This window comes from Vibrio sp. 10N.222.49.A3 (genome assembly GCF_041475145.1).
In the GTDB taxonomy this organism is placed as follows: domain Bacteria; phylum Pseudomonadota; class Gammaproteobacteria; order Enterobacterales; family Vibrionaceae; genus Vibrio; species Vibrio tasmaniensis_A.
Window position 1 is genome coordinate 25,933 of sequence record NZ_JBFRVM010000048.1, and the last position, 26,849, is coordinate 52,781.

The 26,849-nt window shown below is 44.5% G+C and carries 20 protein-coding genes and 1 pseudogene; 8 read left to right on the forward strand and 13 right to left on the reverse strand.

Annotation, left to right across the window (positions count from 1 at the left end; translation table 11 throughout):
- Positions 1–17: 17 nt before the first annotated feature.
- The 9 genes and pseudogenes from AB4589_RS09955 to AB4589_RS09995 all read right to left on the reverse strand — a co-directional run bounded on the left by AB4589_RS09955 (position 18) and on the right by AB4589_RS09995 (position 8,979).
- Complete coding sequence (locus tag AB4589_RS09955) at positions 18–434, reverse strand: hypothetical protein (protein ID WP_010440849.1); 417 nt, start codon at positions 432–434, stop codon at positions 18–20.
- Positions 418–1,491 carry a formate dehydrogenase subunit gamma gene (locus tag AB4589_RS09960; protein ID WP_135382572.1) on the reverse strand — a complete coding sequence of 358 codons (1,074 nt, stop codon included), beginning with the start codon at positions 1,489–1,491 and terminating at the stop codon, positions 418–420. The genes AB4589_RS09955 and AB4589_RS09960 overlap by 17 nt, the downstream gene beginning before the upstream one ends.
- A 13-nt stretch (positions 1,492–1,504) precedes the next feature.
- Positions 1,505–2,113 (reverse strand): formate dehydrogenase FDH3 subunit beta, encoded by a 609-nt coding sequence (gene fdh3B, locus AB4589_RS09965; protein WP_010440854.1) that lies wholly within the window; start codon positions 2,111–2,113, stop codon positions 1,505–1,507.
- 11 nt (positions 2,114–2,124) lie between these two features.
- Positions 2,125–4,980: a formate dehydrogenase subunit alpha gene (locus AB4589_RS09970; RefSeq protein WP_372100308.1), complete on the reverse strand. Its 2,856-nt coding sequence runs from the start codon at positions 4,978–4,980 to the stop codon at positions 2,125–2,127.
- 10 nt (positions 4,981–4,990) lie between these two features.
- Complete coding sequence (locus AB4589_RS09975) at positions 4,991–5,191, reverse strand: twin-arginine translocation signal domain-containing protein (RefSeq protein WP_029222953.1); 201 nt, start codon at positions 5,189–5,191, stop codon at positions 4,991–4,993.
- Between the two features lie 76 nt (positions 5,192–5,267).
- On the reverse strand, positions 5,268–5,936 hold the full coding sequence (locus tag AB4589_RS09980; RefSeq protein WP_372100310.1) for a molecular chaperone: 669 nt from the start codon (positions 5,934–5,936) through the stop codon (positions 5,268–5,270).
- Positions 5,937–5,945: 9 nt separating this feature from the next.
- The gene (locus AB4589_RS09985) at positions 5,946–7,607 is read right to left on the reverse strand and encodes a 4Fe-4S dicluster domain-containing protein (protein ID WP_009846732.1); all 1,662 of its coding nucleotides are present in this window, start codon (positions 7,605–7,607) and stop codon (positions 5,946–5,948) included.
- A gap of 302 nt (positions 7,608–7,909) precedes the next feature.
- A pseudogene (locus tag AB4589_RS09990) lies at positions 7,910–8,525 on the reverse strand (DUF3306 domain-containing protein).
- On the reverse strand, positions 8,515–8,979 hold the full coding sequence (locus AB4589_RS09995; protein WP_017100623.1) for a DUF3305 domain-containing protein: 465 nt from the start codon (positions 8,977–8,979) through the stop codon (positions 8,515–8,517). Before AB4589_RS09995 ends, AB4589_RS09990 begins: the two are co-directional and overlap by 11 nt.
- 369 nt (positions 8,980–9,348) lie before the next feature.
- Between AB4589_RS09995 and fdhD the strand changes: the two genes are divergently transcribed.
- Positions 9,349–10,170 (forward strand): formate dehydrogenase accessory sulfurtransferase FdhD, encoded by an 822-nt coding sequence (gene fdhD / locus AB4589_RS10000; protein WP_009846735.1) that lies wholly within the window; start codon positions 9,349–9,351, stop codon positions 10,168–10,170.
- 243 nt (positions 10,171–10,413) lie between these two features.
- On the opposite strand, the gene AB4589_RS10005 is transcribed toward fdhD, so the two are convergent.
- The gene (locus tag AB4589_RS10005) at positions 10,414–11,997 is read right to left on the reverse strand and encodes an ABC-F family ATPase (RefSeq protein WP_009846736.1); all 1,584 of its coding nucleotides are present in this window, start codon (positions 11,995–11,997) and stop codon (positions 10,414–10,416) included.
- A 451-nt stretch (positions 11,998–12,448) separates the two neighbouring features.
- Between AB4589_RS10005 and AB4589_RS10010 the strand changes: the two genes are divergently transcribed.
- A complete protein-coding gene (locus AB4589_RS10010) occupies positions 12,449–14,794 on the forward strand; it encodes an ATP-binding protein (protein ID WP_372100312.1) in 2,346 nt (781 codons plus the stop codon).
- A 1-nt stretch (position 14,795) separates the two neighbouring features.
- Positions 14,796–15,683, forward strand: coding sequence for a mechanosensitive ion channel family protein (locus tag AB4589_RS10015; protein ID WP_009846738.1), 888 nt, complete (start codon positions 14,796–14,798; stop codon positions 15,681–15,683).
- 131 nt (positions 15,684–15,814) lie between these two features.
- Here the strand turns inward: AB4589_RS10015 and AB4589_RS10020 are convergent, their stop codons facing one another.
- Positions 15,815–17,842 carry a cache domain-containing protein gene (locus AB4589_RS10020; protein WP_372100314.1) on the reverse strand — a complete coding sequence of 676 codons (2,028 nt, stop codon included), beginning with the start codon at positions 17,840–17,842 and terminating at the stop codon, positions 15,815–15,817.
- A complete protein-coding gene (locus AB4589_RS10025; RefSeq protein WP_009846740.1) occupies positions 17,832–19,295 on the reverse strand; it encodes a sigma-54 dependent transcriptional regulator in 1,464 nt (487 codons plus the stop codon). Before AB4589_RS10025 ends, AB4589_RS10020 begins: the two co-directional genes overlap by 11 nt.
- A gap of 303 nt (positions 19,296–19,598) precedes the next feature.
- Between AB4589_RS10025 and AB4589_RS10030 the strand changes: the two genes are divergently transcribed.
- The 5 genes from AB4589_RS10030 (at position 19,599) to AB4589_RS10050 (ending at position 24,490) form a co-directional block, all read left to right on the forward strand.
- Positions 19,599–20,405: a substrate-binding domain-containing protein gene (locus AB4589_RS10030; protein WP_012603945.1), complete on the forward strand. Its 807-nt coding sequence runs from the start codon at positions 19,599–19,601 to the stop codon at positions 20,403–20,405.
- A 277-nt stretch (positions 20,406–20,682) separates the two neighbouring features.
- A complete protein-coding gene (locus AB4589_RS10035) occupies positions 20,683–21,381 on the forward strand; it encodes an ABC transporter permease (RefSeq protein ID WP_009846742.1) in 699 nt (232 codons plus the stop codon).
- A 10-nt stretch (positions 21,382–21,391) separates the two neighbouring features.
- Positions 21,392–22,111, forward strand: a complete 720-nt coding sequence (locus AB4589_RS10040) for an energy-coupling factor ABC transporter ATP-binding protein (protein ID WP_122047283.1) — start codon at positions 21,392–21,394, stop codon at positions 22,109–22,111.
- Complete coding sequence (mobA, locus tag AB4589_RS10045) at positions 22,089–22,673, forward strand: molybdenum cofactor guanylyltransferase MobA (protein ID WP_004733776.1); 585 nt, start codon at positions 22,089–22,091, stop codon at positions 22,671–22,673. Before AB4589_RS10040 ends, mobA begins: the two co-directional genes overlap by 23 nt.
- The gene (locus AB4589_RS10050) at positions 22,673–24,490 is read left to right on the forward strand and encodes a bifunctional molybdopterin-guanine dinucleotide biosynthesis adaptor protein MobB/molybdopterin molybdotransferase MoeA (protein WP_372100317.1); all 1,818 of its coding nucleotides are present in this window, start codon (positions 22,673–22,675) and stop codon (positions 24,488–24,490) included. Before mobA ends, AB4589_RS10050 begins: the two co-directional genes overlap by 1 nt.
- A gap of 211 nt (positions 24,491–24,701) precedes the next feature.
- Here AB4589_RS10050 and AB4589_RS10055 read toward each other — a convergent pair whose 3' ends face one another.
- Positions 24,702–26,849: a diguanylate cyclase gene (locus AB4589_RS10055; RefSeq protein WP_372100318.1), complete on the reverse strand. Its 2,148-nt coding sequence runs from the start codon at positions 26,847–26,849 to the stop codon at positions 24,702–24,704.

Here is a 26,849-nt window from a genome sequence, read left to right on the forward strand (position 1 = left end):
GACTTACATATAAACGCTTAAAGGTTTGGACCTGTTGTCGGGTTTTGCGGTAGGTTTTGACTTAAACGCTGCATGCCTTGATACATACGAATAAACCACACCACAATCGCCACACCACCAAATAACATGCCCACATATGGAATGTAGTAAGCGATGTCATCGATAATATGGTTTTGATACCAGTAATCGTTCACACCAATTAACACGCCGTTTGAGGTCGCTACCGTGACGATAAGCACAACAAAAAACGTCAGGTTCAAAAAGAACGAGCGAATCAAGCCGTAGTAATGGGTATCCACTACTTCGCCGTCTTCGCCTTTATCTAAACGATAGCCCGCGTAGATAATGGCAATCACACCAGAGAGAAGACAAGTAAATGGTGTAAAGCAGCTTAGGATGTAAGCAACCCAAATACCCTTATGAGGTTTGTTCATTCTTATTCACCCCTTCCATTTTCTCTGTTGCTACGTTAGCGCTTTGTTCAACGCCGTTTTTCTCTTGTTCCATCACTTCTTTGTACCAAAGGTCATGGTGTTCTTTAGCCCAGGTTTCATCGACTTCGCCTGTTACCATACCTTCTAGGGCGCCTTCCATACCGAACAAGCCAATATAGATGTGGAACACAAAACCACAGATAAGGATCAGAGCAGCAAGCATGTGAACTAAGTTTGAAAGCTCCATATCTCGACGGGTTTGACCGAAAATTGGGAAGTCCAAAACCAAGCCACTGATCGCAGCGACACTGCCCATAACGATAAGCAGCCAAAATAGCGCTTTTTCACCCGCGTTCGAAAATTCTGCCGATGGATGAGAACCTTTGTGTTTCCCTACCATGCCGCCCAGTTTGATGAACCACTGGATATCGACCATTTTGAAGATAGACTTGCGCCACCACTTGATAAGAACAGCCATCAATAGCACATAGAAAATCGGGCCGATGTAGTTGTGGTATTGCTTCGCCAATAGAACGATAAAGCCCCAAAGGTCAGTTGGAATATACGGCTTCAAAAAGTGCTTGCCGTAAACCAACATCAAACCACTGAACGCGAGCGTTAAGAAAGTAAACGCCATGCTCCAGTGCAACGCACGATCCAGTCGAGACCAACGCTTGATCTTACGGCCAGTTCTTGGCGCACTCAGCATTAGTGGGCCAATCACAACGTACATTAGAGTAACGAAAGCAATACTGCCAAAGATAGCAACTGCGCCGGCTGGCGACATCCACTTCTCTTTCAATATGTACCACGTTTGCCCGGGCGTACTGATTAACACACCGTGCTCAGCAGATTGAGATGTGGTGTAACCTTCCTCACCGTTTCTTACTTGTCGCCAAAAATCAGCGCCAGCAAGTTGTGTGATTTCTCTTTCAGCAGAGCTCGATTGAGTTTGTGATGAGTTCGTCTCAGATGCATGACTCAAAGGAGACAGCATTGTTAGTGCTGCCAACATCGGCAGCACAACAAGGAAGAGACGCTTAAACATTGTAAGCATATGTCTCTCCTAACTAGCTCTTCATCGCATCGTAAGAAAGGTCGTTGCCGTCTGTCCAACCAGCACCTTTCGCACCGCGTTCTACAACACGCTGACGGAAGATATCAGAGACTTGCTCAGCATCACCTGCAAGCAGCGCTTTTGTTGAACAAAGCGAAGCACACATTGGTAGCTTGCCTTCAGCAATACGGTTCGCACCGTACTTCTGACGCTCTTCCACAGAACCTGGTTCGGTTTCAGGGCCGCCAGCACAGAAGGTACATTTGTCCATTTTACCGCGCTCACCAAAGGCTTCCTGTTTAGGGAATTGAGGTGCGCCAAACGGACAAGCAAACAAGCAGTAACCACAACCGATACACAGATCTTTATTGTGAAGGACGATGCCGTCTTCTGTATGTTCAAAACAGTCTGCTGGGCAAACTGCCATACAAGGAGCGTCAGTACAGTGCATACATGCGACTGAGATAGAGTTTTCACCCGGTTCACCATCGTTCAGTGTCACAACGCGGCGACGTTGAATACCCCATTCCAGAGCATCATCATTTTCGTTCTTACATGCAGTGACACAACCGTTACATTCGATACAACGTTTGGTGTCACAAAGAAATTTCATTCTAGCCATTTTAAGACTCCTTACGCTTTACGAATATTACAAAGGGTTACTTTCGTTTCCTGCATCAATGTGACAGGGTCGTAACCATATGTGGTTGCTGTATTGGCAGCTTCGCCAATAACGTAAGGATCAGAGCCTTCTGGGTATTTAGAACGTAAGTCTTCACCTTCAAACTTACCACCGAAGTGGAACGGCAAGAACGCTAAACCCGGTTTAACACGACGAGTAACCATCGCTTTCACTTTGATGCGGCCTTTCTCAGCACCTTCAACCCAAACATCATCGCCATCTTTGAAGCCAATGTCGTTTGCGTCTTTCGGGTTCACTTCAACAAACATCTCTTGTTGAAGTTCAGCTAGCCATGGGTTTGAACGTGTTTCTTCACCACCACCCTCGTACTCAACCAGACGACCAGAAGTCAGAATGATTGGGTATTCAGCAGACTTGTCTTGGTCTTGAATTGATTTGTACAACGTAGGAACACGGAAGATTGCTTCCTTGTCATCCCATGTTGGGTAGTCTGCAACAAGATCACGACGTGGCGTGTAAAGTGGTTCACGGTGCAGTGGTACGCGGTCTGGGAATGTCCAAACAATCGCACGCGCTTTCGCATTACCAAACGGGATACAACCATGTTTGATAGCCACACGCTGGATACCACCAGAAACGTCAGTCTTCCAGTTCTTACCTTCCGCTGAAGCTTTCTCTTCTGCGGTTAGATCGTCCCACCAACCCAGTTGTTTCAGCAGTTTGTCACTGAATTCTGGGTAACCGTCTTTGATTTCGCTGCCTTTTGAGTAGCTGTCTTCAGCCAATAGACTTTGACCTTCAAATTCGACACCGAAACGAGTACGGAAGTTACCGCCGCCCTCAGCAACAGGTTTAGACGTATCGTAAAGGATATGCGTACCCGGGTGTTTCATCTCTGGGTTGCCCCAGCATGGCCAAGGAAGACCGTAAGTCTCGCCATTCGCTGGGCCGCCTTCTGCAGCAAGCGTTGTTTTGTGGAACGTGTGCCAGTTTTGTTGGTGTTCTTTCAAACGTTCTGGGCTTTGACCTGTATAGCCGATCGTCCACATACCTTTGTTGAATTCACGAGTAATGTCTTCAATCAATGGTTGGTTGTTCTCAACACGGATGTTTTTGAACAGTTGATCAGAGAAACCAAGCTTCTTAGAAAGAAGGTACATGATTTCGTGGTCAGGCTTAGATTCGAACAGAGGATTAACCACCTTGTCACGCCACTGTAGAGAACGGTTTGATGCCGTTACACTGCCGTAGGTTTCAAATTGAGTGGTTGCTGGAAGCAAGTAAACGCCATCTGTTCGATCGTTCATTACTGCTGCAACTGTTGGATATGGGTCAACGATAACCATCATATCCAGCTTCTGCATCGCCTTCTTCATCTCTGGACCACGAGTCTGAGAGTTCACCGCGTGACCCCAGTAGAACATGGCACGGATGTTTTCGCGCTGACGGATCTTGTCTTTGTCTTCAAGTACGCCATCAACCCAACGAGATACAGGAATACCTGCACTGTTCATTGGTTTTTGACCGCCGTATGCGTTGTCGTCGAAACGTCCTTTCACCCAGTCAAAGTCGATGTCCCAAACTTTAGACCAGTGGCGCCAAGAACCTTCAGACAAGCCGTAGTAACCTGGAAGTGTGTCAGACAGTACGCCAAGGTCAGTTGCGCCTTGTACATTATCGTGACCACGGAAGATGTTTGCACCGCCGCCTGATTTACCGATGTTACCTAGCGCAAGCTCAAGTACACAGTAAGCTCGTGTGTTGTTGTTACCCGTCGTGTGTTGAGTACCACCCATACACCAAACGATACAACCTGGACGGTTCTCAGAAAGAAGTTTTGCTGTGTGGTAAACGTCTTCTTCGCTTACGCCTGTCACGCGTTCAACTTCTGCTGGGCTCCACTTCGCGACTTCTTCACGGATCTCGTCCATGCCAAATACACGTTGGCGGATGAATTCTTTGTCTTCCCACTTATTAGCAAAGACATGCCATAGCACACCCCAGATAAACGCAACGTCTGAACCCGGGCGTAGAGAAACATAGTGGTCAGATTTCGCAGCAGTACGCGTACGACGAGGATCCGCTACAACGATCTTACAGTTGTTCTTCTCTTTCGCGATTAAGATGTGTTGCATCGCTACTGGGTGAGCTTCTGCAGGGTTCGAACCAATGAACAGCATAGACTTACAGTTGTGCATGTCATTGAACGAGTTGGTCATCGCACCGTAGCCCCAAGTGTTTGCAACACCGGCTACTGTGGTTGAGTGACAAATACGTGCTTGGTGGTCAACGTTGTTGGTACCCCAAAGCGACGCCATCTTACGGAATGCGTAAGCTTGTTCGTTGCTGTGTTTCGCACTGCCTAGGAAGTAAACAGAATCAGGACCTGACTCTTTACGAAGTTCTAGCGCTTTGTTACCGATCTCTTCAATCGCTTGTTCCCAAGAAAGCTTCTTCCACTTACCGCCTTCCAATTTCATTGGGTACTTGAGGCGACGCTCACCGTGGCCGTGTTCACGCAGAGCTGCACCTTTAGCACAGTGTCCACCAGCGTTGAATGGGTGATCGAATGCAGGCTCTTGACCCGTCCAAACACCGTTTTGAACTTCAGCGTAAATACCACAACCCACAGAACAGTGGGAACAGATAGTGCGTTTCACTTCTGTTTTTGCTTCAGGATCGACTGACTTAGCTTGCGCCTTTTTCATCATGCCTGGAGCGAATAGACTTGCGCCTACTACCGCGCCACCAGCTGCTAATGAGGTGTTTTTCATGAAGGCACGTCGAGACACACCCAGTTGATTGGTTTCTTTGCTCACACTATCGGAGCGTTTGACAAGTTTCATCCGTTATCTCCTAAAGTGTGTCGTAGTAATCGCGAATATGTTGCGTTTCACGATAGCCCGTCTTCTTCACGTCTTCTTTCGGCATTTCAACCGTTTCTGAAGCGGTTGCCACTTTGGTTGTACCAGCGACAACTGCACCAGCAACGGCTGCAGTCGTTAAACCTTTGAGTAAGTCTCTACGGCTTGTATCTATTTCTTTATTATCTTTCATCATTGCTTCCTTACCTTGCGGTAGATCTTTTTGGAGGCTTCATGCCCCTCTATCGATATAATCGCGTACTGCTCGATTACTCGTAATCAGTGACGTTTTTCACATCAATCTTTAATTTGTGTTTACTGCTTTTCGTATTCACGCTGAAACGAACCTGCTCCAACGTTAAGAATGCTTCACATAGCTGAGCTGCAGATTCGTAGAAGTTCGTACTTTCTGCACTTTCAAGCTGACGCGTAAAAGAGTTAAACCAAGGACCAAGGTGCTTATTGAAAACTGCTTGTTGAAGCGCTTCTTCTTCACCGGTTAGCATGGCCATTACTTCACACAATGCAGCAATATGATCTTCTGGTTCTTTCACTTGTTCATCACGTTCGATGCCTAAAAGCTCTAGGTCATGACGGATCTCTGCTAAGGGTTTTTCCATCATGGCGCCAGTTCGGTGCCAAGAGCCAAATGGAACAATCTCTCCGCGGCCTATGCCAATGAACAGGTTCTGATATTCATCTTCTAGTGCTTCGCGGTTTGATTCGGTTGCGGCTTGTTGAATCGCAATCCAAGCCTTTTGCATCGCACTTTCAGACGCTTCAATGTCTAGTGTCTTTAGAAAGTCGATCACCTCTTCAGAAGGTGCGCTACGAAACAATGCAGAAAGAACCAGATAGATTTCAGTTCTTAGTGTCTGTTCTTGCTTTAATTCTTTTGCGAGCTCAGGCTCTTGTGCCTGATCCAAATTAGTATCCAAGGCCAACTCCTAGTATTTCAATTGTTTCAATGGGTCTTGAGCCATTGAATCGAACATGTCTACCACACGGCAGTCTTCACACATCGCAATACGATTAATTGCTGTCTCATCTGAGAAATGAGAGTGACCGCGTAACTTATTTTGTAACATGTCAATCATAGACTGCGGTGCGAATGGTTTATGACAACGTAAACATTCCGCTGCTTTCTCTTCATGAATCACAACAGCCTTCTGACGTTCTTCTTTCACCCAATTCATACGAGGAGTCAGAGTCAGAACATTCTCAGGACATGCCTTTTCACACAGACCACATTGAATACAGTCTTGTTCTACAAACTTAAGTGATGGAGAGGCACCATCGGTATGCAGAGCACGTGTCGGACACACAGCCACACAGCTCATACACAAAGTACAATCTTTGCTTTCACACGAAACCGTGCCGTATGGCGCATTCGAAGGGAGCTCAACAATGTTTTCAACAGGAATACGAGATGAAGACATCGCGTCAAGTGCTGTGAATAGGCGTTGGCGTTTATTGCCTTGAAGATCGCCAAGTGCAAGATCGAACGAATCAACACACAGTGTTGGAGGCCCTTCACGTAGAGATTCTAAATACAGGATATCGATGGTTTCTTTTGGAACACCGATTTGGTCGAGCAACTCTTGAGCAATCCCGACTTCGTTATTCAGAACACGAATGATGGTTTCTGGCATAAAACGAGAAGCAGCAAACAGAACTTGAGTTGCGCCATTCACTAGCGCTGCAAACCAAGTATCAATACCAATAGAAGGCAGCTCTTCAACTACGATTGGAATCACGTTATCTGGCAATGCTTTTAACGCCATCACATTGTAGGTCTCATGACGAGAGCTACAGATAAGTACGATTGGATCCAGACCGCCCGCATGTTCATAGTTGGCTAGCGTACGTTCAATGAACTTTTGCGTATCGTCAGGATTTGGAAGCGCATAGGTAATCGCTTCTGTAGGACAGCTTGTTGCACAAGTCCCAACGCCCTGGCATAGGTAAGGGTTAATCTCGATCTTGTGACCTGTCTTATCTGAGCCTTCACTTGATAGTGCGCCAGCAGGACAAGCATCAACACAACGCTCACAGCCTTTTACGCCACGAGAACTGTGTGCACAAAGGTCAGTGTCTAGACGGAAAAACTTAGGCTTATCAAAAGTACCCATTAGCGTTGGAATCTCTTCCAGTGCTTCCGCCAGTTTTGGATAGCCTCGCCCTACTGGGTAATAACCAGGAACAGGTACTTCTTCTGTCATGCAGCTGTTCAGACATAGGTCTAGAACAACATCGAAACAATCGTGATTAATGGCGACTTTCGCTAGGTTGCTTGATGTGCCTTTACTCTCAATCACGACTTCAAACGTGCCGAGGAAACCCGATACTTGAACCGAATTCGCGAAGTACAGTTCTGGGTTTGTGCCCTTTTCGCCGTCTGTTGACAACAAGGTTAAGCTCGTTAATTGAGGTAATTGCGCCGCAGCACTTTCAATGATCGCAGTTGGACCAATAACAAGTGTATTACCGCCGCTTTCGTAGCTAACAGTAGGTGGAATCAGATTTGTTAACTCTACTGTATTTTCAAATGCATACAGTCTTGCTTTAGCGTTATTTGAAGTTGCTTGTTCTAATAATTGTTTAAGCATTGCTCAGTTCCATCTATGGACATGGATAATCTGTTCAACCTTCATTGTAGTAAGCGATAGAGAACTTGCTGAGTAATCCGTTAACAACTAACTCTTTAGCTAGTGTGCCATTCGTTAGACCCTGAACTCGTCTATCTACAAAAAAGTTGATAATGAACGTTATTTAGCAAATGCCATGCCAATTTAATAATTCTTATATATCAGTGCTTTAATGCTTTGTGGCGTTTATTGTACGTATAAAAAAACCGCTTGGGACATTTTGTCGCAAGCGGTTCATTGAGTGTTTAGTCAAAATGTACCTATTATTTGTGTGGTATATTTTGTCCCATCTCTGTCAGGTCAGCTTCGTCTGACATTGTAGCGTCATTATCTAGCACTGTGTTTTTATACAGTTCTTTTTTCTTCCCCCGCAATTTCGTCACTTTCACTGAGTTCTGACTCGGTCTCTTCAGCTTCATTAATAGAGTCATCAACCTCATCAATCAAAGTTTCTTCTTCATTATCAGCGGCTTGTTCAGGTTCGTTTACTGTGTCTTCTTCTGTCTTGTCTTTTACCCAATCGCGAAGAGTTTCTGCAACTCCTTCAGACAGAGACTTCAAATTGCTGTAATCGTCGTCGTAATCATCTAAACCATCACGAACGTTGAACTCTTCTGAGAGGAATAGTTTACGCAATGCCGCTTTTTTTACGCTTTCAGAGGCTTCTGATACCAATAATTGGGCAACAGACAAATCTTCAGTGGCTTCTGGTGCGGGATCTTGAACGTCAGCAACATGAACGTCTTCATTGGTTTCTAAAGTTTCACTCTCTAAAGACTGAGGCGCTGCTGCTTCCAGTGTTTGCTCGACTTCCAAAGGTTCGTCAGTGGATTCATCAAGCTTTCGTTGAGACCAACGGCTAAAGAAGTTAGTTGCCATTTGATCTTCCCGCGCCTTTGCGTTTCTTACGTCTTGTTTCTAATAACTCGCCATGACGACCGATGAACGCTTCCATCCAAGCTTGTACTGGTAATGGAATGTCGTAGGAAAGTACTTGGTTGTCACCGTCCATGTATTGCCCTGCAACGGTTTGTGAGGCAGTAAGTAACTGAATGACGGGCTTAACATCAGAATCGACATTATCCATTACTAAGAAAAGCTTAGGTTGCTGAGAGCTTAGGTTGAATCGATAGTCTGTACGTTCATCTTTATGTAATTGAAGTAAACAAACGTCTGGGGCGTCATCTTCTGGTGACAGTTCAAACCCCGTCAATTCCCATTGAGTGGTTACCCAGATACCTGTTTTGATCTCTTTCTCTATTCTTTGGACACCTATTGGCCAAGCTGCTTCTGTTTTTTCATATTGTTCTTTGAATTCTTTTATCTCAGACATACTTCACCCAATTGATTTTCTTTGGCCTGAATGTGCTTAGGACATTTTGTACTTAGCTCAATCCTATAAGCGCTATCAAGCAATAAACACGCCAATACAGGTTAACTCCAATAGCACATCTACAATGTTCGTTATCAAGTTGTCACTTAACGTTAGTCGATACTGGTTATTTCATACAACTCCACTCGGTGAACTCCCATATTTTGCGCTATTTTAATCAAATGCTTCATGTTTTCCTGAATACCCGTTATTTTGGAATAAGATTTGCTTTAAGCATGAGTTAAAGAATCGATGAACAAGATCGGCGTTAGACCCTCTTGTTAACTTCTTATCTCTTTAAATCGCTATCTCATTAAGTAGGACGTGACTGTGGTAAAACCAAACATAATAAAAACTAGTGAAAACCCACTTCAAACAATCGAAGTTGAAGTGTTTGATGAATATGGTGAGAAGCTAACCAAACAGATCGCTTGTGAACGCCCTCTTACCGTCATGTTGAACTGGAAAGAGATCGTAACCCTGATGACGCTCGGCTCGCGTCCTGAATCTTTAGTCTTGGGTTATTTGAAGAACCAAAGCTTCCTTTCTGACCCTGAAGCAGTTGAATCTATCATCATCGATTGGGAAACCAGCTCTGCAGCGGTCATTACCAATGAAGATACGAGCCAGCTTGAGCAAGCGCTTAAGAAGAAGACGGTGACCTCTGGCTGTGGTCAGGGCACCATGTTTGGTAACGTGATGAAGCAGTTGGAAGATTACCAAGTGCCTCAGACCAAAATTAAGCAATCTGAAATTTACACGGCTTTAGAAGCACTGACTCATTACAACGACACGTACAAGAAAGCTGGCGCGGTACATGGTTGCGCTGTTTGCAAAGACGACAAGGTTCTATCGTTTGTTGAAGATGTTGGCCGTCACAATGCGGTAGATACGTTGGCTGGTGAGATGTGGCTTAACAAAGAGTCTGGTGAAGATAAGATTTTTTACACTACTGGCCGCCTGACTTCTGAAATGGTCATCAAAGTGGCGCAGATGGGTATTCCTGTTCTGTTATCACGTTCAGGCGTAACGCAAATGGGTTTAGACTTGGCTCAGCAATTTGGTATCACGACCATTGCTCGCGCTAAAGGCCTGCGTTTCCAAGTGTTCACTGGCGCAGAGAAGATTGAATTTGATGTGAAAGGTGAATAATCAGCAGTCGGAAAAAAGCGTAGGTTCGATTGGAGATTCACTAACCGCTTCTAATTGTAAAGTTCTGATGTAAATAGTTAGTGACCCTTCAAGGATAGATACATAGAAACTTAGCTAGATACAAGATACAAAAACGCCGTCATGCTTTTCAGTATGACGGCGTTTTTAATTTTTAATTTTCGGTTTATAGCTTATGCCTGAATTTCCAACGCATTGAGTTGAAAACTAAGGCTAACTTAAAGCTTAGCCGCGTGCTTTCAAGAACTCAGCGTAAGTACCGCGGAAATCGTTGATCTTGCCATCTTTGATTTCAAGGATACGAGTTGCAAGCGAGTCTACGAATACACGGTCGTGAGATACGAAGAACAATGTGCCTTTGTAGTTCTCAAGAGCCAAGTTAAGCGCTTCGATAGATTCCATATCCATGTGGTTCGTTGGTTCATCCATAAGCAGGATGTTTGGCTTGTGCATCATGATCTTACCAAGAAGCATACGACCTTGTTCACCACCAGAGATAACCTTTACAGATTTCTTAATGTCGTCTTGACCAAATAGCATACGACCTAGGAAACCACGAACAACTTGCTCGTCTTCGCCTTCTTGGCGCCATTGGCTCATCCAATCAAACAAGTTCATGTCTGTTTCGAAATCGTGTGCGTGATCTTGAGCGTAGTAACCGATGTTTGAGTTTTCAGACCACTTGTACTCACCAGTGCGTGGCTCAAGAGCGCCAGCTAGTGTGTTAAGTAGCGTTGTTTTACCCACACCGTTCTCACCGATGATAGCAACACGCTCACCTACTTCGAAAATACCGTCGAACTTGTTGTATAGGTCTTCTTCAAAACCTTGAGATAGGTTTTCAACCACAAGTGCGTTACGGAATAGCTCTTTAGACTGTTCAAAACGGATGAATGGGTTTTGACGGCTAGATGCTTTAACTTCGTCTAGTTGAATCTTATCGATCTGCTTAGCACGAGACGTTGCTTGCTTCGCTTTAGATGCGTTAGCAGAGAAACGAGATACGAACGTTTGAAGTTCAGCAATTTGTGCTTTCTTCTTAGCGTTGTCAGACAGTAGACGCTCACGAGCTTGTGTCGCAGCTGTCATGTACTCATCGTAGTTACCAGGGAATAGACGAAGTTCGCCGTAATCAAGGTCAGCCATGTGTGTACAAACAGAGTTTAGGAAGTGACGGTCGTGCGAAATGATGATCATTGTGCAGTTACGTTGGTTTAGCGTATCTTCCAACCACTTGATGGTGTCCATGTCCAGGTTGTTCGTTGGTTCGTCAAGAAGCATGATATGCGGGTCTGCAAACAGTACTTGAGACAATAGAACACGAAGTTTCCAACCTGGTGCTACTTCGCTCATTAGACCGAAGTGCATAGATTCTTCAATACCTACCGCAAGAAGAAGCTCACCCGCTTTCGCTTCTGCCATGTAACCGTCCATTTCAGCGAACTGAACTTCAAGATCAGCTACCTTCATGCCGTCTTCTTCGCTCATTTCAGGCAAAGAGTAAATGCGGTCACGCTCTTGCTTAATAGCCCAAAGCTCTTTGTGACCCATGATAACCGTGTCGATTACCGTGAATTCTTCGTAAGCAAATTGGTCTTGGTTTAGTTTAGCTACGCGCTCGTTTGGATCGTAGCTTACGTTACCAGCACTTGGCTCAAGTTCACCAGATAGGATCTTCATGAACGTCGATTTACCACAGCCATTCGCGCCGATTAAACCGTAGCGGTTGCCTTCGCCGAACTTAACTGAAATATTTTCGAAAAGTGGCTTAGCGCCGAATTGTTGGGTGATATTTGCTGTGGAGATCAATGCCGTTACCTTTTTAATGTGAAAAACGCCGCAACGTTACTTGTTCGGGGCTTTAACTGCAAGTCTTGATTGCAATTACCCGCTATTAAGTGAGTGATAACCCAACCAAATCATAGTTTGAGCTGACTCACACTTTTGATTTTATATTTATCGACGAAAAGCCGCTGATTTTCAGGGGATACAAAATATCAAACAGCGCCCTAAAATGGGAGAGATATAACGCCCCAAATCATGCCGACCATTGAATATATCGTATGCTGATTAGTTACAGTAAAACCAACCCGATCAAAGCAGCCACCGACATAGCCAAGACTAGCCTAATCTCTGACAATTTCATGACAAAATCGATCGAAACAGGAATAAAGTACTCGCCCCCGATACGGGGTTGGATTTCACAAAGTAAGATTATCTAACTATAGTAATCCTAACCTCATAATTCTAAGAGACTTTTATGCGTTCACTATCGCGCTTCTTACTCCTCACTTTAGCCATTCTCTCATGGCCTAGTCATGCCAACTTGGAATATGACTTACAATCTCAGCCGCAGGTATCCGATTCTGCTGTTGACCTCGATGCTCGAATTGATTCGTTACCCGATCCCCTCTTTATGGAGCCGTCGGACCGACGCCAAGTCAATATCTTGTTAGCTGAAGTTCTGCGAGTTCAAAAGCAGGAAATCAAAATCTTCGAGCAACAGATAAAAGCTTATAGAGATAACAACGACGTCGATCAATGGTTTGAGGTTCAAACCAGTTACGTCACTTTGAATAGCTTAAACGTAAGTAAACAACATCTTCTAGAACAGACGAACTCTGCGAACAAAGAGCGCTTAACCGGTTTTGGCCCTTATGGTGTTACCCAGTTTAAGCAAGAATGGGAATTAACTAAGCTCAATATTGAGTATCTTGCATACTTCCAAATCCGAAGCTTCAAGGCGTTAGTTAACGATATCTTTATTTCGCCCGTGCCTGTGATTGGTGCGTCGTTAAAAGTGTTGTTCATCTATTTCGGTTTAGTGTGGTGGCTTGCTAACAGCACTCGCTTAATTGAGTTGTTTCGAATTAACTTTCTTGAAGCGAAGACGAATCCTCCTTTCTTGGTTCGTGTCATTTGGTACATCAGCCGCGCTGAAAGTGCGATTGCTTGGCTAATTGCCATCACATTGTCATTGAGAGTGCTTTCTAGTATCCCTAGTCTGCAACATTTGATTTTCCTGGAAATCTTCACGTGGTGGATTCTAGGTGGTTCGATTGCCATCAGCTTTATTTTGGAATTTGCCTACCGTTTGGGTCGTACATCCAACCAAGAAGTGATCGCGCTGCGCCTATCGACGATTCGCCGTTACGTGTGGAGCTTCATCGTGGCGGGTGTGATTCTGCAAATATCAAGTATTACGCTAGGCAAAGGCACGATTTATAGTTGGATATATAGCGCCCTGTTTTTCTGGTTTGTATTGGTTACGGTTTCAGTGCTCAAGTTATGGAGAGCGAAAGTCTTCGATACGCTTCAACACATTTCTGATCGTCCGGTATGGGTGAATTGGGCGGTAAACCGTAAGGATACGTTCTTACTTAATGTATTGGCGTCGGCCATTGGTATCGTGTGGCTGAGCGTTTACAACTTCCAACACCGCATAATGGCCTTGCTATCTAATTACACGCTGTTTAGCCAAGCTTTGGCGTATCTCTTTAGAATCGAAGTGGCTAAGCAGTCAGATCTTGATAAGAATCAGCAAAACTTGGTTCGAATCAAAGGCGATCAAACGTATGAATACATTCTGCCAGGTAATATAGACAGCACGTTAATTGACTATGCCGGTGACGAGGTTAAGCAACTGTCTCGCTACTTGATGTCAGACAGCCCGGCTATCTGTATTGTTTCAGGCGAGCGTGGTGTGGGCGCGACAACGCTGCTTTATACTTTGCTGCACAAAGTATCTAACGCTGAGCCCGTATATGTAAGCTGCCCTTACGCGGGTTACCAAGAGCTGTTGGCACATCTAGCCGTGAGCATCGGCTTGGAAGAAGAAGCGACTGAAATTCAAATATTAGCGCACCTTCGTAAGAGCAATACCACTTACCTTATCGCGATAGATAACGCTCAACGACTGGTGAAACCAATGGTTGGCGGTCTGTCTGATTTGATTCGTTTGACCAACCTTCTGCGTCGTTCTAAAAAGAACCACCGTGTCGTGATATCGATCGCCAAATCAAGTTGGCGATTTGTGGATAGAGCGCGTGGTGAGCGTCTGCTGTTTGATTTGGTGTGCTTCCTTCCGCGTTGGACAGAGAAACAAGTGGGTGAACTTCTAAATAGCCGTATCAATACGGAGCTTGAGAAGCCGTTGTCTTTTGATGGCTTAGTGGTCCCTAAGCAATGGGACCAAGATGATATGAGTGAAGAAGAACGTGCACGCCAAGGTTTTTATCGAATTTTGTGGCACTACTCTGATGGCAACCCTACCGTTGCGCTGCGTTTCTTCCGACTCTCTTTGAACCGAAATAAAGAGACAGATCAAGCGGTAGTACGTTTATTCCATGTCCCTGAAGCGCAAGAACTAGAGAATATGCCTAAACCTATGTTGGCTGTACTTCGTTCTATTGTACAACTGGAAATCGCTTCTCCAGAAGTGTTGTCTGAATGTACACAGCTGAGCACGGCAGAGATAACGGGGATTCTGCGTTACTTTGAAAGCCGTGGTTATATTGGTTGGCATGAAGAAAAGGCTCGAATTTCCGAGCACTGGTTCCGCCACATTACTAACGTTCTTGATCGTCAACATCTACTGGTGAAGTAAAATGAAGAAGTTATTTATCCTACTATTTGTTGGCTTGGCAAGTGCTGTCAGTTTCCCGACCTTTGCGACGGAAGAGTTAGCTAACGTAGAAAACATCTCTAAGATAGCGAGCTTGGTGCGATGGAGCGGCGTGTTCTTCTCCATGATCGTTATTGCCGCAATGTGGTTGTTGCTTAAGTTCATCAATTCGTTAGTGACCAGTTTTGGTAGTCAGTTCGTGCAATATCGAATGCTGCTACAAAAGCTGCAATCGTTTACTCAGTTCTTTATCTACGTGAGCACCGGTCTTATCGTGTTCATGATGAGCTTTAGAATCAACGACCAAATCTTAGCTTTGATTGGTGGTACGCTCGCCGTGTCGGTCGGCTTTGCGCTTAAAGACTTGGCAGCATCGTTTATCGCCGGCATCACTGTGATGATTGACAGACCGTTTCAGGTTGGTGACCGCGTCACGTTCGAAGGCAACTACGGCGACATCATCACCATTGGTTTACGTTCGGTACGAATGAGAACCCTGAACGATGACATCATTACTATTCCGAACAACAAGTTCTTAAATGAAGTGACCACCAGTGGTAACTATGGCGCATTGGACATGCAAGTGGTGATTCCGTTTTACGTCGGTATGAATGAAGACATCACCCTAGCCCGCGACCTGATTCAAGAAGCCGCGTCTTCAAGTCGTTACATACACTTGCCAAAGCCTGTAACGGTTCTGGTTAAACAGACGATTACCGACAACTACCTAGCGATACAGTTGACGTGTAAGGCTTATGTGGTGGACACCGCGTATGAGAAATTGTTTGAAACCGACATTACCCTGCGTGTGATGAAAGAGTTTAAGAAGCACAACATCAACCCACCGAAGATTTCAGTGGCAGCGCATTAGGCTTTTCATATTTTAGACGCTTGTAATTGTTCGACATGGCTTGTAATTGTTTGAAATAACGGGCCATAAATAAAAACACCTCCGAACTTATCTTAAGTGCGGAGGTGTTTTTCTATTCGCGTTATGAACGACTAAAGGTTAGACACTAATAACTGCGGTGTGGCTTTTTGCTGAAGATAGATACTAAAGCGACTTCCTTTACCTACTTCGGATTCAACTCGTATTTCGCCGCCAGTTTGGCTCAAAATACTTTGAGAAACGGACAAACCTAAGCCTGTGCCGTCTCTTTTGGTGGTATAGAAAGGCGAGAATATACGTTTCAGTTGGTCTTCCTTAATACCACAGCCCTCATCTTCAACATGAACGATCGCACCATGAGATACTCCATTTTCAACCCAATCTTCACTCGAGATAGTCAATGTGCCCTGTCCGTCCATCGCGTGAATCGCGTTCATTTGCAGGTTCACTAGAATTTGCAGCAATTGGTTTCGGTTCACTTCGACTGAGGTTTTAGCATTCAATTGCGAGACATACACAATGCCTTTCTTTTTTGCGCCTGTTTTTACGAGCGTAATACTTTCATCGACAATTGGATTGATATGTTGCCAAGTGATTTCGTCTTGTACACCACCGTGTCGGCTGTATTGAAGTAAGCTTCGTGTGATGTTTCGGATTCGGTCGATCTGCTCCATGATCGCGTGGACTTCTTCGTCTACACGAGCCACTTCGTCACCTAGTTCAAACTTCATTAGCTCAACGTTGCCTAGAATTACTGCTGTCGGATTATTGATTTCATGGGCAATACCTGCGGTTAACTCACCTAACGCGGCTAATTTTTCGTTGACCACCAGCTTATCTCTAGCTTGGTTGAGAAGCTGGATGTGCAGTTCGAGTTCTTCCGTTTTCTCTTTCAAACTGGCGGTACGAGAATGAACCTTACATTCGAGTTCAGACGCAGCTTGTTGAATCTCTTGATTACGCTCGTGGAGCAGATCTAACATTTTGTCGAACTGTTTCGCAAGCAACGTAAGTTCGTGTTGATCATCCAAACCCAACGTACCGATTCGCTTGTCTTGCCCCATTTGGACGAGCTTTACGACTTTATGGATGCGTTCAATTGGGTTGAAAAGATCGCGTGCACCACGGTGTACGATCAAACCCGAAGCTAACAGCAGTAATATGATGGTGATGCTGATTTCACCAAGGTTAGTCAGGTACGTTTCTACGAGTGGCCAGATTAGATAGCCGGTATAAAGCATGCCAATAACGTTATCAAACTGGTCGTGGATTGGTTGATAAGCGGTGATGTACCAAGCGTCGTAAACATATGCTCGGTCTAACCACTTTTGCCCTTGATTCAATACTTTTGAATGAACCTCATGAGAAACGCGAGTACCAATTGCGCGCCCTGCACTGTCTTCACTGCTTAATGGCACATTAGTGCTGACACGTAGATCATCAAGGAATACGGTAACCGTGCCAATGCGGCGATTAAAACCATCACGTTGTGGATAGATCAAATTGCTGATCTGATCAACTAACTGTGTGCTGTTATTAAGGAGGATCCCGCCATCAAGAAAACCAATAACGTGATTATTCTTGTCTCGAATTGACACAACGGTGCGGCTAACTAAACCCCGAGTTTCAACATTTTGACTATTGAGCATTGGGACTTCGGCTTGCCTTGCAAGGTTTTGGTCTAACTCGTTGAGTTCATTTTGGCTCAATACACTAAAGAACGATTCTTTGCGTGTCAGATCGAGGTATTCACGCTTTTTCCCCATGCTCTCAACACTTCTCCAACGCAAAAAGTCGAGCTCATAGCGAGATTTGTTTTCAGAAACCCAACGAGTGAGCTCTTCCTTTGAAATATCACTCGTAAGTTTGATTCGAAAGTTATAAGACTCAGCGAATGCTTGAACGTTATAGGCCTGTTGATTTTGAATTAGATGGATACTGTTGTCGGCAACATCCAAACGCTCATCAACATCGATCAAAGCCCCCTGCCACGTATAGTGAACAGACCAATACAAAGTGATCGCAACCAAAGCGCATAAAGTTAAAATGATCGGCGCTGACGTCAAAAATAACAGACGATAACGCACCATGGTTTTGAACCGGAACGTCCACTTTGACCACCAATGACGTCTAATCGGCATATTCAGAGCCTTCTGTGTTCCAATCTTTATATTTACGCTCTAGCGTTTTCCGTGCAACGCCGAGGTCTCTTGCAGCTGCGGATTTATTACCATCATGAAAACTCACCAGTTGCTCGATATGAGATTTCTCTACTTCTTTGAGTGTCCAAGTGTTGGGGTAACCTTCTGCAGCGTCTACGTTATTCAAGTTTGGTATTTCCGCTCCATGTGACACCGTCACTGAAATACTGGTGGGCGCAGGATCGCCATTAATTTCGCGCCAATAGTGCGCTGGTGGCTTGTCTAAAAGAATGCACCTTTCGACTAGGTTCTTGAGTTCGCGAATATTTCCCGGCCATTCGTATTCATTCATCGCCAAGATGTCTTCATGCGCCCAGTTTGGAACCGGTACACTAAGTTCACTTGCTAAAAGACGAGTGAAATACGGAACAAGCTCTATTAGATCGGATGGACGCTCTCTCAATGGCACAACATCGATTTTAAGGACATTGAGTCGGTAGAATAGATCGCGACGGAAGTGCCCTTTTTCGACCTCTTGTTGAAGGTTTCGGTTAGTCGCCGCCACTACTCGTACGTCAACGGCAATTTCTTTCTCGCTACCGACTGGACGAATAGTGCGTTGCTCTAACACACGCAACAACGCTGCTTGCATTGGTAGTGGCATTTCCCCAATTTCGTCGAGGAACAAGGTGCCACCACTTGCGACTCTGAATAGACCTTCACGGTTTTTCTTCGCGCCGGTAAATGCGCCAGAGGTATGCCCGAATAGTTCACTTTCAAGAAGTTCTGGGGCGATTGCGCCACAGTTGATTGGCACAAATGGGCCTGTGCGTTTACTCGCTTCATGTACACCACGTGCAACTAGCTCTTTACCTGTACCTGACTCACCTTCTATAAGAACGGATGCTCGAGAGGGTGCAAATTGACTGATCAGCAATTTAAGCTGTTTGGTTTTATCTGAGTTACCGATTAACTCGGTCTTGATATGACGGCTAACATCACGCTTCAATGCGTATTGCATTCTTTGATCAAGGCGCTTATCCATACAACGTAGTACAGCTTGTATCATTTGTTCCAAATTGAAAGGTTTAAGAATGAAGTCTGAAGCGCCAAGCTTAAGCGCGGATATGGTCATCTCTAGATCAGCATAGCCAGTCATGAAAATAACATCAGCACGTTTGTCGTTGTCGTTAAACGCTTCTTCCCACTCAATACCAGAGCGTCCTGGCAGGTTGATATCAAGAACAATGAGATCAAAATGTTCGCTCGAACGCAGTATTTCAGCTTCTTCAACGGATCCTGCACTCGATACCTTGCCAAAGAACTTACCCAGAGCCTTCTTTAGAATAGCCTGCATCCCTACTTCATCGTCCACGACCAAGACGGAAAACGCTTGATATTGAGTCAATGTGTTTGGGTTTAGGTTCGATGCAGGTGAACTAGGTAAAGACATAATGATTAGCCGATGGGGAAAGTTGGGACAGAGTGTACCAATTAACCTTTTGTGCGACAGGGACAATGTGCGACATTTTGTCCTAGCTCATATTTTAATGCATTTTGTTAGCCTAAATGACGCAGTTTTGTTCGATATAACAGCAATTTAATGAAATTTGATGCACTATTTATTGGCATTAAGATTGCTTATTAGGTGTAGATTCCTAATTACAACAATTAGCGTCTTATGCACATGCCCTTCTTTGAGCCCTTTAAAAATAGAGGCATGTCATTCATTTATAACAGAATGGACATAATAATAATGAAAGCAATTCCCCTAACTATTGCAGCTCTATCTATCGTCAGTTACACGGCTAGCAGCGCGGAAGACACCACTCATATCAAATTGGCGACAACCACAAGTACCTACCACTCAGGCTTACTGGACTACTTATTGCCTGAGTTCGAAAAGGATTCTGGTATTAAGGTTGATGTTCTCGCTGCGGGTACGGGTAAATCACTTCGCATGGGTGAAAACGGTGACGTTGATTTGGTAATGACTCACGCACCAAAGGCTGAAGCCAACTTCGTTGAAAAAGGTTACGGCGTTTTACCTCGTAAGCTGATGTACAACGATTTTGTTATCGTTGGCCCACAAAGCGACCCTGCGAAGATTAAATCTCAAAAAGCAGTAGCTGATGTGTTCAAAGCAATCGCGAACAACAACGTGACGTTTGTTTCTCGTGGAGACGACTCTGGTACTCATAAGAAAGAGATGGGTATTTGGGCGCAAACTAAGATGGAGCCAAACTTCGGCGGCTATCGCAGTGTTGGTCAAGGAATGGGCCCAACTCTGAATATGGCGTCTGAAATGCAAGGCTACACCATGACAGACCGTGGTACTTGGTTGGCTTACCAAAATAAACTTGACCTTAAAGTGTTGTTCCAGGGCGACAAGAACCTATTTAACCCTTACCAAGTGATTCTTGTTAACCCAGAACGCTACCCAAGCATCAATTACCAAGCAGCGAAAGTATTCAGTGATTGGTTGGTTAACCCTAAAGGCCAGAAACTGATCAACGACTTTAAACTGCACGGCAAACAGCTGTTTGTTGCAAACGCAGAATAGTTGGTTGCAAGCGCAGAATAGCTTGTTGTAAGAAATGAGTCGTGGGTTGTGAGTAAAGCGTAGCGTTGAAGGTTTAACCCTAACCAACTAGCGCTACGCTTAACTAAACAGTCAACGAGACCACCTAAATAATCACGTTTAAAAACCGTCTTGCTTTAAAGGCATTCACGCTTAGAAACAATAGCTGACCAATACAGGCTCAAATAGTTTGTGTCAGCTATGATTAACATCAGACACTACCGATAAAAGCCTATTATCGATTCAAACGAGATACTTCATGACCCTATGGCAAACAACGATTGATGCAATGAATCTACTGGTGAGTTTTGACCACGAATTGTGGCAAATCGTCGCGGTATCCTTCAGTGTATCTTTGTCCGCCATCTCATTAGTGATTGTTCCTGCAATCCTTATGGCTTTCTTATTGGCTTACACCGAATTCCCCGGTAAATGGGCGCTGCTTTCGGTGATCAACACCTTACAAGCGATACCGACTGTGGTAATTGGCTTGTTGATGTACATGATGCTCTCTCGTTCTGGTCCTTTAGGTGACTGGCAATTACTGTTCACGCAAAAGGCGATGATTCTAGGTCAGATGCTGATCTGTTTCCCTATCCTAGTTGCGATGATGCATGGCGCTCTGCAGGCCAGTGACCGCCGAGCAGTAGAAACAGCGCGCACTCTTGGCGTATCAACAACACGAGTCGCGTGTACCTTGATTTGGGAAACTCGTTTCCCTCTATTGGCTGCCACCATTGCTGCCTTCTCTCGTATCGTCACAGAAGTAGGTTGTTCAATGATGGTGGGTGGCAACATTATGGGGATGACAAGAAACATCCCAACAGCTATCGCCATGGAAAGCCACAAAGGCGCATTCGCTCAAGGCGTCGCCCTCGGTATGGTGTTATTAGCATTGGCATTAGCCCTTAACTTTTTCCTTTCCAGTGTGAGAGGAAAAGGCTATTTAAGAACTTAGGAACGCTGTCATGAGTATAAAAATAACAACGCAGCAAATTTCAATGCGCTACAAAGAGCGTGTTTTGTTCCACATCCCCGAATTGTCGATCGGCCCCAACGATGCCATTTATCTCAAAGGGGACAATGGTGTTGGCAAAACGACCCTACTTAAAATCTTATCAGGATTGATCAAGCCGAGCTCTGGCCGTATTCAGTCTCCGACACAAAGCTGGCAACATAGCCTGTTTCCTCGGTTAAAATTTAAAGACATCATCTATCTCCACCAAACCCCTTACCTTTTTGATGGCTCGGTGTACCAAAATGTCGCTTATGGCATTCGCTTTAATAAAGAGAGTCAAAAAGATAAGCGAGCTCAAATAATTAATGCATTAAGAATGGTAGGTTTAGAAACCTTGGCAGATGAGCACATTTCTGTGTTGTCTGGTGGTGAGCGCCAACGCGTAGCAATGGCCCGTGCTTGGATTCTTAAGCCTTCAATCTTGCTTATGGATGAACCAAGTGCTTCTTTAGACAAAGAATCTATTGAAAGATTGGTGATTATGGCCGAAGATCTTCTTCAGAGAGGCGCGAGTTTGGTCATCACTAGCCACCAAACTAACGCGTTAACCGATTTGTGTAAGAAGCAGTGGTGGATCAAGGACAACACTTTGAGCGAATCACCGCTTCTGCAAGTTATTAAAAAGAACAAAGCACAAGAGAATATTTATGCTGCTTCCAACGCAAACTAGTTGGGTTATTTTGGCTGGCGGACAAGCCAGCCGCATGGGCGGAAAAGATAAGGGACTCGTTGAGCTCAACGGTTCTCCGCTTATTCAATACGTTATAAACAAGCTGTCACAACAAGATGTCAGCATCACTATCAATGCCAACCGTAACTTAGACAGTTACCAAGCATTTGCACCGGTTGTTTCCGATTCTTTCCCTGACTATCCAGGCCCATTGGGCGGCATTCATGCTGGCCTTAAAAACGCGAGCACAGATTGGGTCGGCTTTGTCCCTTGCGACAGCCCACAGATCAGTGACGACCTTGTTGAACGTTTTTGTTCTGCGGTAAAAGAAGACAGCGACATTCTTGTCGCGCATGATGGCGAATTTAAGCAACCAGTATTCACCCTATTCCACAAACGTGTTCTGCCAAAGCTAGAAGCGTTTTTGGAACGTGGTGATCGTAAAATTATCTTGCTGTACAAAGAGTGTGTCACGGAATATGTCGATTTTAGCGATTCTCCTAACTGCTTTGTGAATCTAAACACGCCAGAAGAACTCACCCAATTCGGAACGCTTCAATAATGAATGATTCTAGACAACGCCCTAACCTTCCTCTATTGGGGTTTGCTGCTTACAGTGGCACAGGCAAAACAACCGTATTAGAAGCTCTGCTTCCTTTATTGACAGAGTCGGGTTTAAAAGTTGGTGTGCTAAAACATGCTCACCACGATTTCGATGTCGATAAGCCGGGTAAAGACAGCTACCGTTTACGCAAAGCGGGCGCAAATCAAATGCTGATAGCTTCTCGAAACCGTCACGTGATGATGACTGAAACGCCAGAAGCAGAAGCCGATTTTGATTACCTGTTGACTCGCTTTGATACCAACACACTTGATCTGATTTTGGTTGAAGGCTGTAAGAACATTGCTTTCCCTAAAATCGAGCTTCACCGTGATGAAGTGGGTAAACCTTGGTTGTACCAAAACGATGACAACATCATTGCTATTGCTGCTGATAGCCACGTTGAATCTGACTTACCTCAAATGGCGATCAACGACTTAGAAGCGATTCGTGATTTCATCATCGATTACGCCCAGTCCTTTGACCTTTCCTCTACAACAGGCAAAGTAGCGTCATGCTCATCTTCAAAAGACGCAGCGCCCGCGGTGTGTTGTGATTCGTTCTCTCCTGCAGGTTTAACCGTAACTCAGGGCCAACAAAAGATTGTTGATAGCATTGACGCACTTGATCTCACAGAGAGTGTTGAATTACTGCAAGGCTACGGTCGTGTGTTGGCTGAAGATGTGATCTCGCCAATCAACGTCCCACAGAATACTAATTCTGCAATGGATGGCTACGCGATTCGTAGTGAAGATCTTGAATTGGATAGCTACAACATTGTTGCTGAAGTTATGGCTGGTCACAGCTACGACAAAACCGTTCAACAAGGTGAAGCTGTTAAGATCATGACGGGCGCACCAATGCCAGATGGCGTTGATGTTGTTGTGATGCGTGAGCAAGCCGTACAAGATGGCGATAAAGTTAGCTTCCCAGATGCGAAAATCTCAGTTGGACAAAATGTCCGTATGGCCGGTGAAGATTTAGAAATTGGCCAACCTGTCTTTACACGTGGCACACGCATCGAAGCACCAGAAATGGGTATGATGGCGTCGTTAGGTTTCGGTACCTGCCCTGTTCTGCGTAAAGTGAAGGTGGGTGTGTTCTCAACGGGTGATGAAGTTCAGGCACCGGGCGTTGAGCAAAAGCCAAACTCTATCTACGACTCGAACCGTTTCACTATCATCGGCATGCTTCAAAAGCTAGGTTGCGACATCGTTGATTACGGCATTATCGAAGATGACGAACAAAAGATGATGGATGTACTTCATGCTGCGTCGTTAGAGACCGATATGGTTCTGACTTCTGGTGGCGTGTCTGTTGGTGATGCTGACTACATCAAACTCGCGTTAGACAAGTTGGGTGAGATTAACTTCTGGCGTATCAACATGCGTCCAGGTCGCCCTCTTGCTTACGGAAAAATTGAAGACAAACCTTTCTTCGGTTTACCGGGCAACCCAGTAGCCGTGATGGTGTCGTTCATTAACTTTGTAGAACCTGCAATCCGCAAGCTACAAGGTCAAACTAACTGGACACCAGTGAAAGCGAACGCGATAGCAACTGAGCAATTACGTTCTCGTCAAGGTCGTACTGAGTTCAGCCGTGGTGTGTTCTCAATGAACGAATCAGGCGTGCTTGAAGTAAAAACAACCGGTAAGCAAGGTTCAGGTATTTTGCGTTCAATGAGCGAAGCAAACTGTCTAATCGAGATTTCACCAGCGGTAGACACTGTAAAAGCCGGTGAAACGGTGACGATCATTCCTTTGCAAGGTCGTGTGTAAATAAACAAGATTGTGAGCTTTAAGCGAACTTTAAGCTAGCGAATTCAGAGTAATACATACTCTAAATAGATGAAGCCCCTGATACCAGATATCAGGGGCTTTCTTTTTATTGGGGTAAAGCTCAGCTTAACATTAACAAGAAAAGGTCATTGACGAGGAAATCCGAGTTAACGTTAGAATTGGAATCAAAGTACTCCCGATCCCAATTTAACTAAACAAGCTCGACTTTAAGTAATCTGCAATCGACCAAATTATAGTTGTTACGGCCATTTTCTTTGATTTGATAGAGCTGTTTGTCTGCAATATCACAAATCATTTTGAAGTTTCGATCCACATTGTCACTGGCTAAGTCGACGTTAACCCCACCAATAGAGAGTGTTAATTGTTCCGCATAGAGAGCTTTAGGGTTTGCTAATTTGACTTCATTTAGCATCTTTCGCAGAGTGACAACCTTATTTTCAATATCACTACTACTCTGTCCGAAGCAAATCGCCATGAACTCATCACCGCCATATCTGAAAAGGTAGTCATTCTTGGTTGTGAATGTTTTTTTAAGTAAGCGACTGATAATACGAAGCGCTTCGTCGCCCTCTAAATGCCCATGAAAATCGTTATAAGCTTTATACTCGTCAACATCGATCATAAGGACCGCTAGAGATTGTTTTTGGTAGTATGCGTTATGTATTAAGACTGGCGTGATGTTATCTAATTGATATCTATTAGCTAGACCTGTTAGTGGGTCAGTAGTACTCAAGATTTCGAGTGTTTGATTAGCACTTTCTAAACGCTGTCGTTGCTTTTGATTTTCTAGCGACACGGCAATAAAGCTAGCTAAATGTTCTATAAGCTGACAATGGTGTTCCTGATATTGGTTTGGTATATGATGCTGAACTGACAGAAAGCCGATTAATTTTTCATTAAGAATGATTGGCGTTAGAATCATTGAGTTAGTATCAAGCTCGCCACGAAACGTAACGAAATTATCGTCTTGTGTGGTTTTACCGATATAGGGTTCTAGAGCCGCATCTGTCGCGCTATTAAAATGAACGGTAGCTCGCTTGCGAATAACATAAGTACCAATGGTTTGGTTCTCTTGGCAAACTACTTTTAGGTTCGGTATTAACCCTTGAGTATCAACAAAATAGCGGTAGTCGAGTATGTCTGATTTATCGTCATACATAGCAATCCCAAACTCAGATGTTGGTAGAATCATATTTATCTTATGGAGTATATCAGGCAGTACGCTTTCTAAATCTGCAGCGGTTGCTATGAATTGGCCAATGTCAGTGAGCGCACCCATATATTTTTGCATTTGAGCCAGAACGTCATTTTGCTTCTTACTCTGAATGGTACCTACCCCTTCTAGAATACGTTCGCTCTGTTCGCGCTCATAACTTCTCATGTGTTTTTCTAAAAGATCCACATGCTGAGTTTGAAGTGCCGCTAAACCAGACCAATCCTCTTCATTTCGAAAGAGCTTCGCCTTAGTTTGGGCATAGATAGCATAAGAACGGTAACTACTCTTTAGATCAAAATTCTGTTCGAGAAAAGCGCACCCTACTTTTGCTTGTTCTCGCTCTCCAATGCCTTCTAAGAATTGAAACCAGTAAACCAAATTTTCTTTTCGATTATGCTCATCTCTCGATTTTTTGAAGTGCTCTTCTGCCTGATAAAATGCATCTAATACATCACTATCATCGAAGCCTCCCCACAAGAGCATGGTTTGCCCTAGGTAACTATGACAGAGCGCTATCGTCCTGTGACTAGAAAGCGAGGTGCCTATTCTTTTCGCTTCCATAATGGCGCTAACCGCTTGCTCAAACTCATTTGTATGTGCACAGCTATAGGCTAGGTTTAAATGGCTGACAGCACAATCTAACAGGCGATTCGCATTTTGAGATGAAATAATGGCTTTACGAGCATATTGCTTCGCTTGTTCGTATTTTTCTAAGCTTAAGTGCAAGTCACTTAAATTACAGAATATAAGTGACTTAAAATTGTCATCAACTAGGTGTAAGTTTTCTAGTGTCTCTGAGTAACAAGCATACGCTGATTGATAATCACCACGAATGTTATGGGTAGACGCAAGTAACCCGATGACAAATACATATAGTTGAATTTCTTCAGGAGCAATGACGTTTAGGCAGGCTTTATAATGCTCAGCAGCGTCAGAAAGGTTATCGTGGCGATAGCTTGTGAAACCTTTAAGGAAAAGCGCGATTGAATCCGGGATCGGTTGATTATTAGCTTCGCATAGACTCGTTATTCTGTCTTCGACTTCTTTTAATCCTTTGATTCCAGGGTAGTTCTGGATTCGCGTTATAATTCCCATGATCTTTGGGTAAAGCGTATTGCTCAT

Bases quoted from the DNA above. Each gene is read 5' to 3' on its own strand.
- AB4589_RS09960 (WP_135382572.1), bottom strand. From the start codon at position 1,491: ATGCTTACAATGTTTAAGCGTCTCTTCCTTGTTGTGCTGCCGATGTTG.
- AB4589_RS10020 (WP_372100314.1), bottom strand. From the start codon at position 17,842: ATGCCGATTAGACGTCATTGGTGGTCAAAGTGGACGTTCCGGTTCAAA.
- fdh3B (WP_010440854.1), bottom strand. From the start codon at position 2,113: ATGGCTAGAATGAAATTTCTTTGTGACACCAAACGTTGTATCGAATGT.
- AB4589_RS09955 (WP_010440849.1), bottom strand. From the start codon at position 434: ATGAACAAACCTCATAAGGGTATTTGGGTTGCTTACATCCTAAGCTGC.
- AB4589_RS10040 (WP_122047283.1), top strand. From the start codon at position 21,392: ATGAGTATAAAAATAACAACGCAGCAAATTTCAATGCGCTACAAAGAG.
- AB4589_RS10035 (WP_009846742.1), top strand. From the start codon at position 20,683: ATGACCCTATGGCAAACAACGATTGATGCAATGAATCTACTGGTGAGT.
- AB4589_RS10010 (WP_372100312.1), top strand. From the start codon at position 12,449: ATGCGTTCACTATCGCGCTTCTTACTCCTCACTTTAGCCATTCTCTCA.
- mobA (WP_004733776.1), top strand. From the start codon at position 22,089: ATGCTGCTTCCAACGCAAACTAGTTGGGTTATTTTGGCTGGCGGACAA.
- AB4589_RS10055 (WP_372100318.1), bottom strand. From the start codon at position 26,849: ATGAGCAATACGCTTTACCCAAAGATCATGGGAATTATAACGCGAATC.
- AB4589_RS10015 (WP_009846738.1), top strand. From the start codon at position 14,796: ATGAAGAAGTTATTTATCCTACTATTTGTTGGCTTGGCAAGTGCTGTC.
- AB4589_RS09995 (WP_017100623.1), bottom strand. From the start codon at position 8,979: ATGTCTGAGATAAAAGAATTCAAAGAACAATATGAAAAAACAGAAGCA.
- AB4589_RS09975 (WP_029222953.1), bottom strand. From the start codon at position 5,191: ATGAAAGATAATAAAGAAATAGATACAAGCCGTAGAGACTTACTCAAA.
- AB4589_RS09970 (WP_372100308.1), bottom strand. From the start codon at position 4,980: ATGAAACTTGTCAAACGCTCCGATAGTGTGAGCAAAGAAACCAATCAA.
- AB4589_RS10025 (WP_009846740.1), bottom strand. From the start codon at position 19,295: ATGTCTTTACCTAGTTCACCTGCATCGAACCTAAACCCAAACACATTG.
- AB4589_RS10050 (WP_372100317.1), top strand. From the start codon at position 22,673: ATGAATGATTCTAGACAACGCCCTAACCTTCCTCTATTGGGGTTTGCT.
- AB4589_RS09985 (WP_009846732.1), bottom strand. From the start codon at position 7,607: ATGCTTAAACAATTATTAGAACAAGCAACTTCAAATAACGCTAAAGCA.
- AB4589_RS10030 (WP_012603945.1), top strand. From the start codon at position 19,599: ATGAAAGCAATTCCCCTAACTATTGCAGCTCTATCTATCGTCAGTTAC.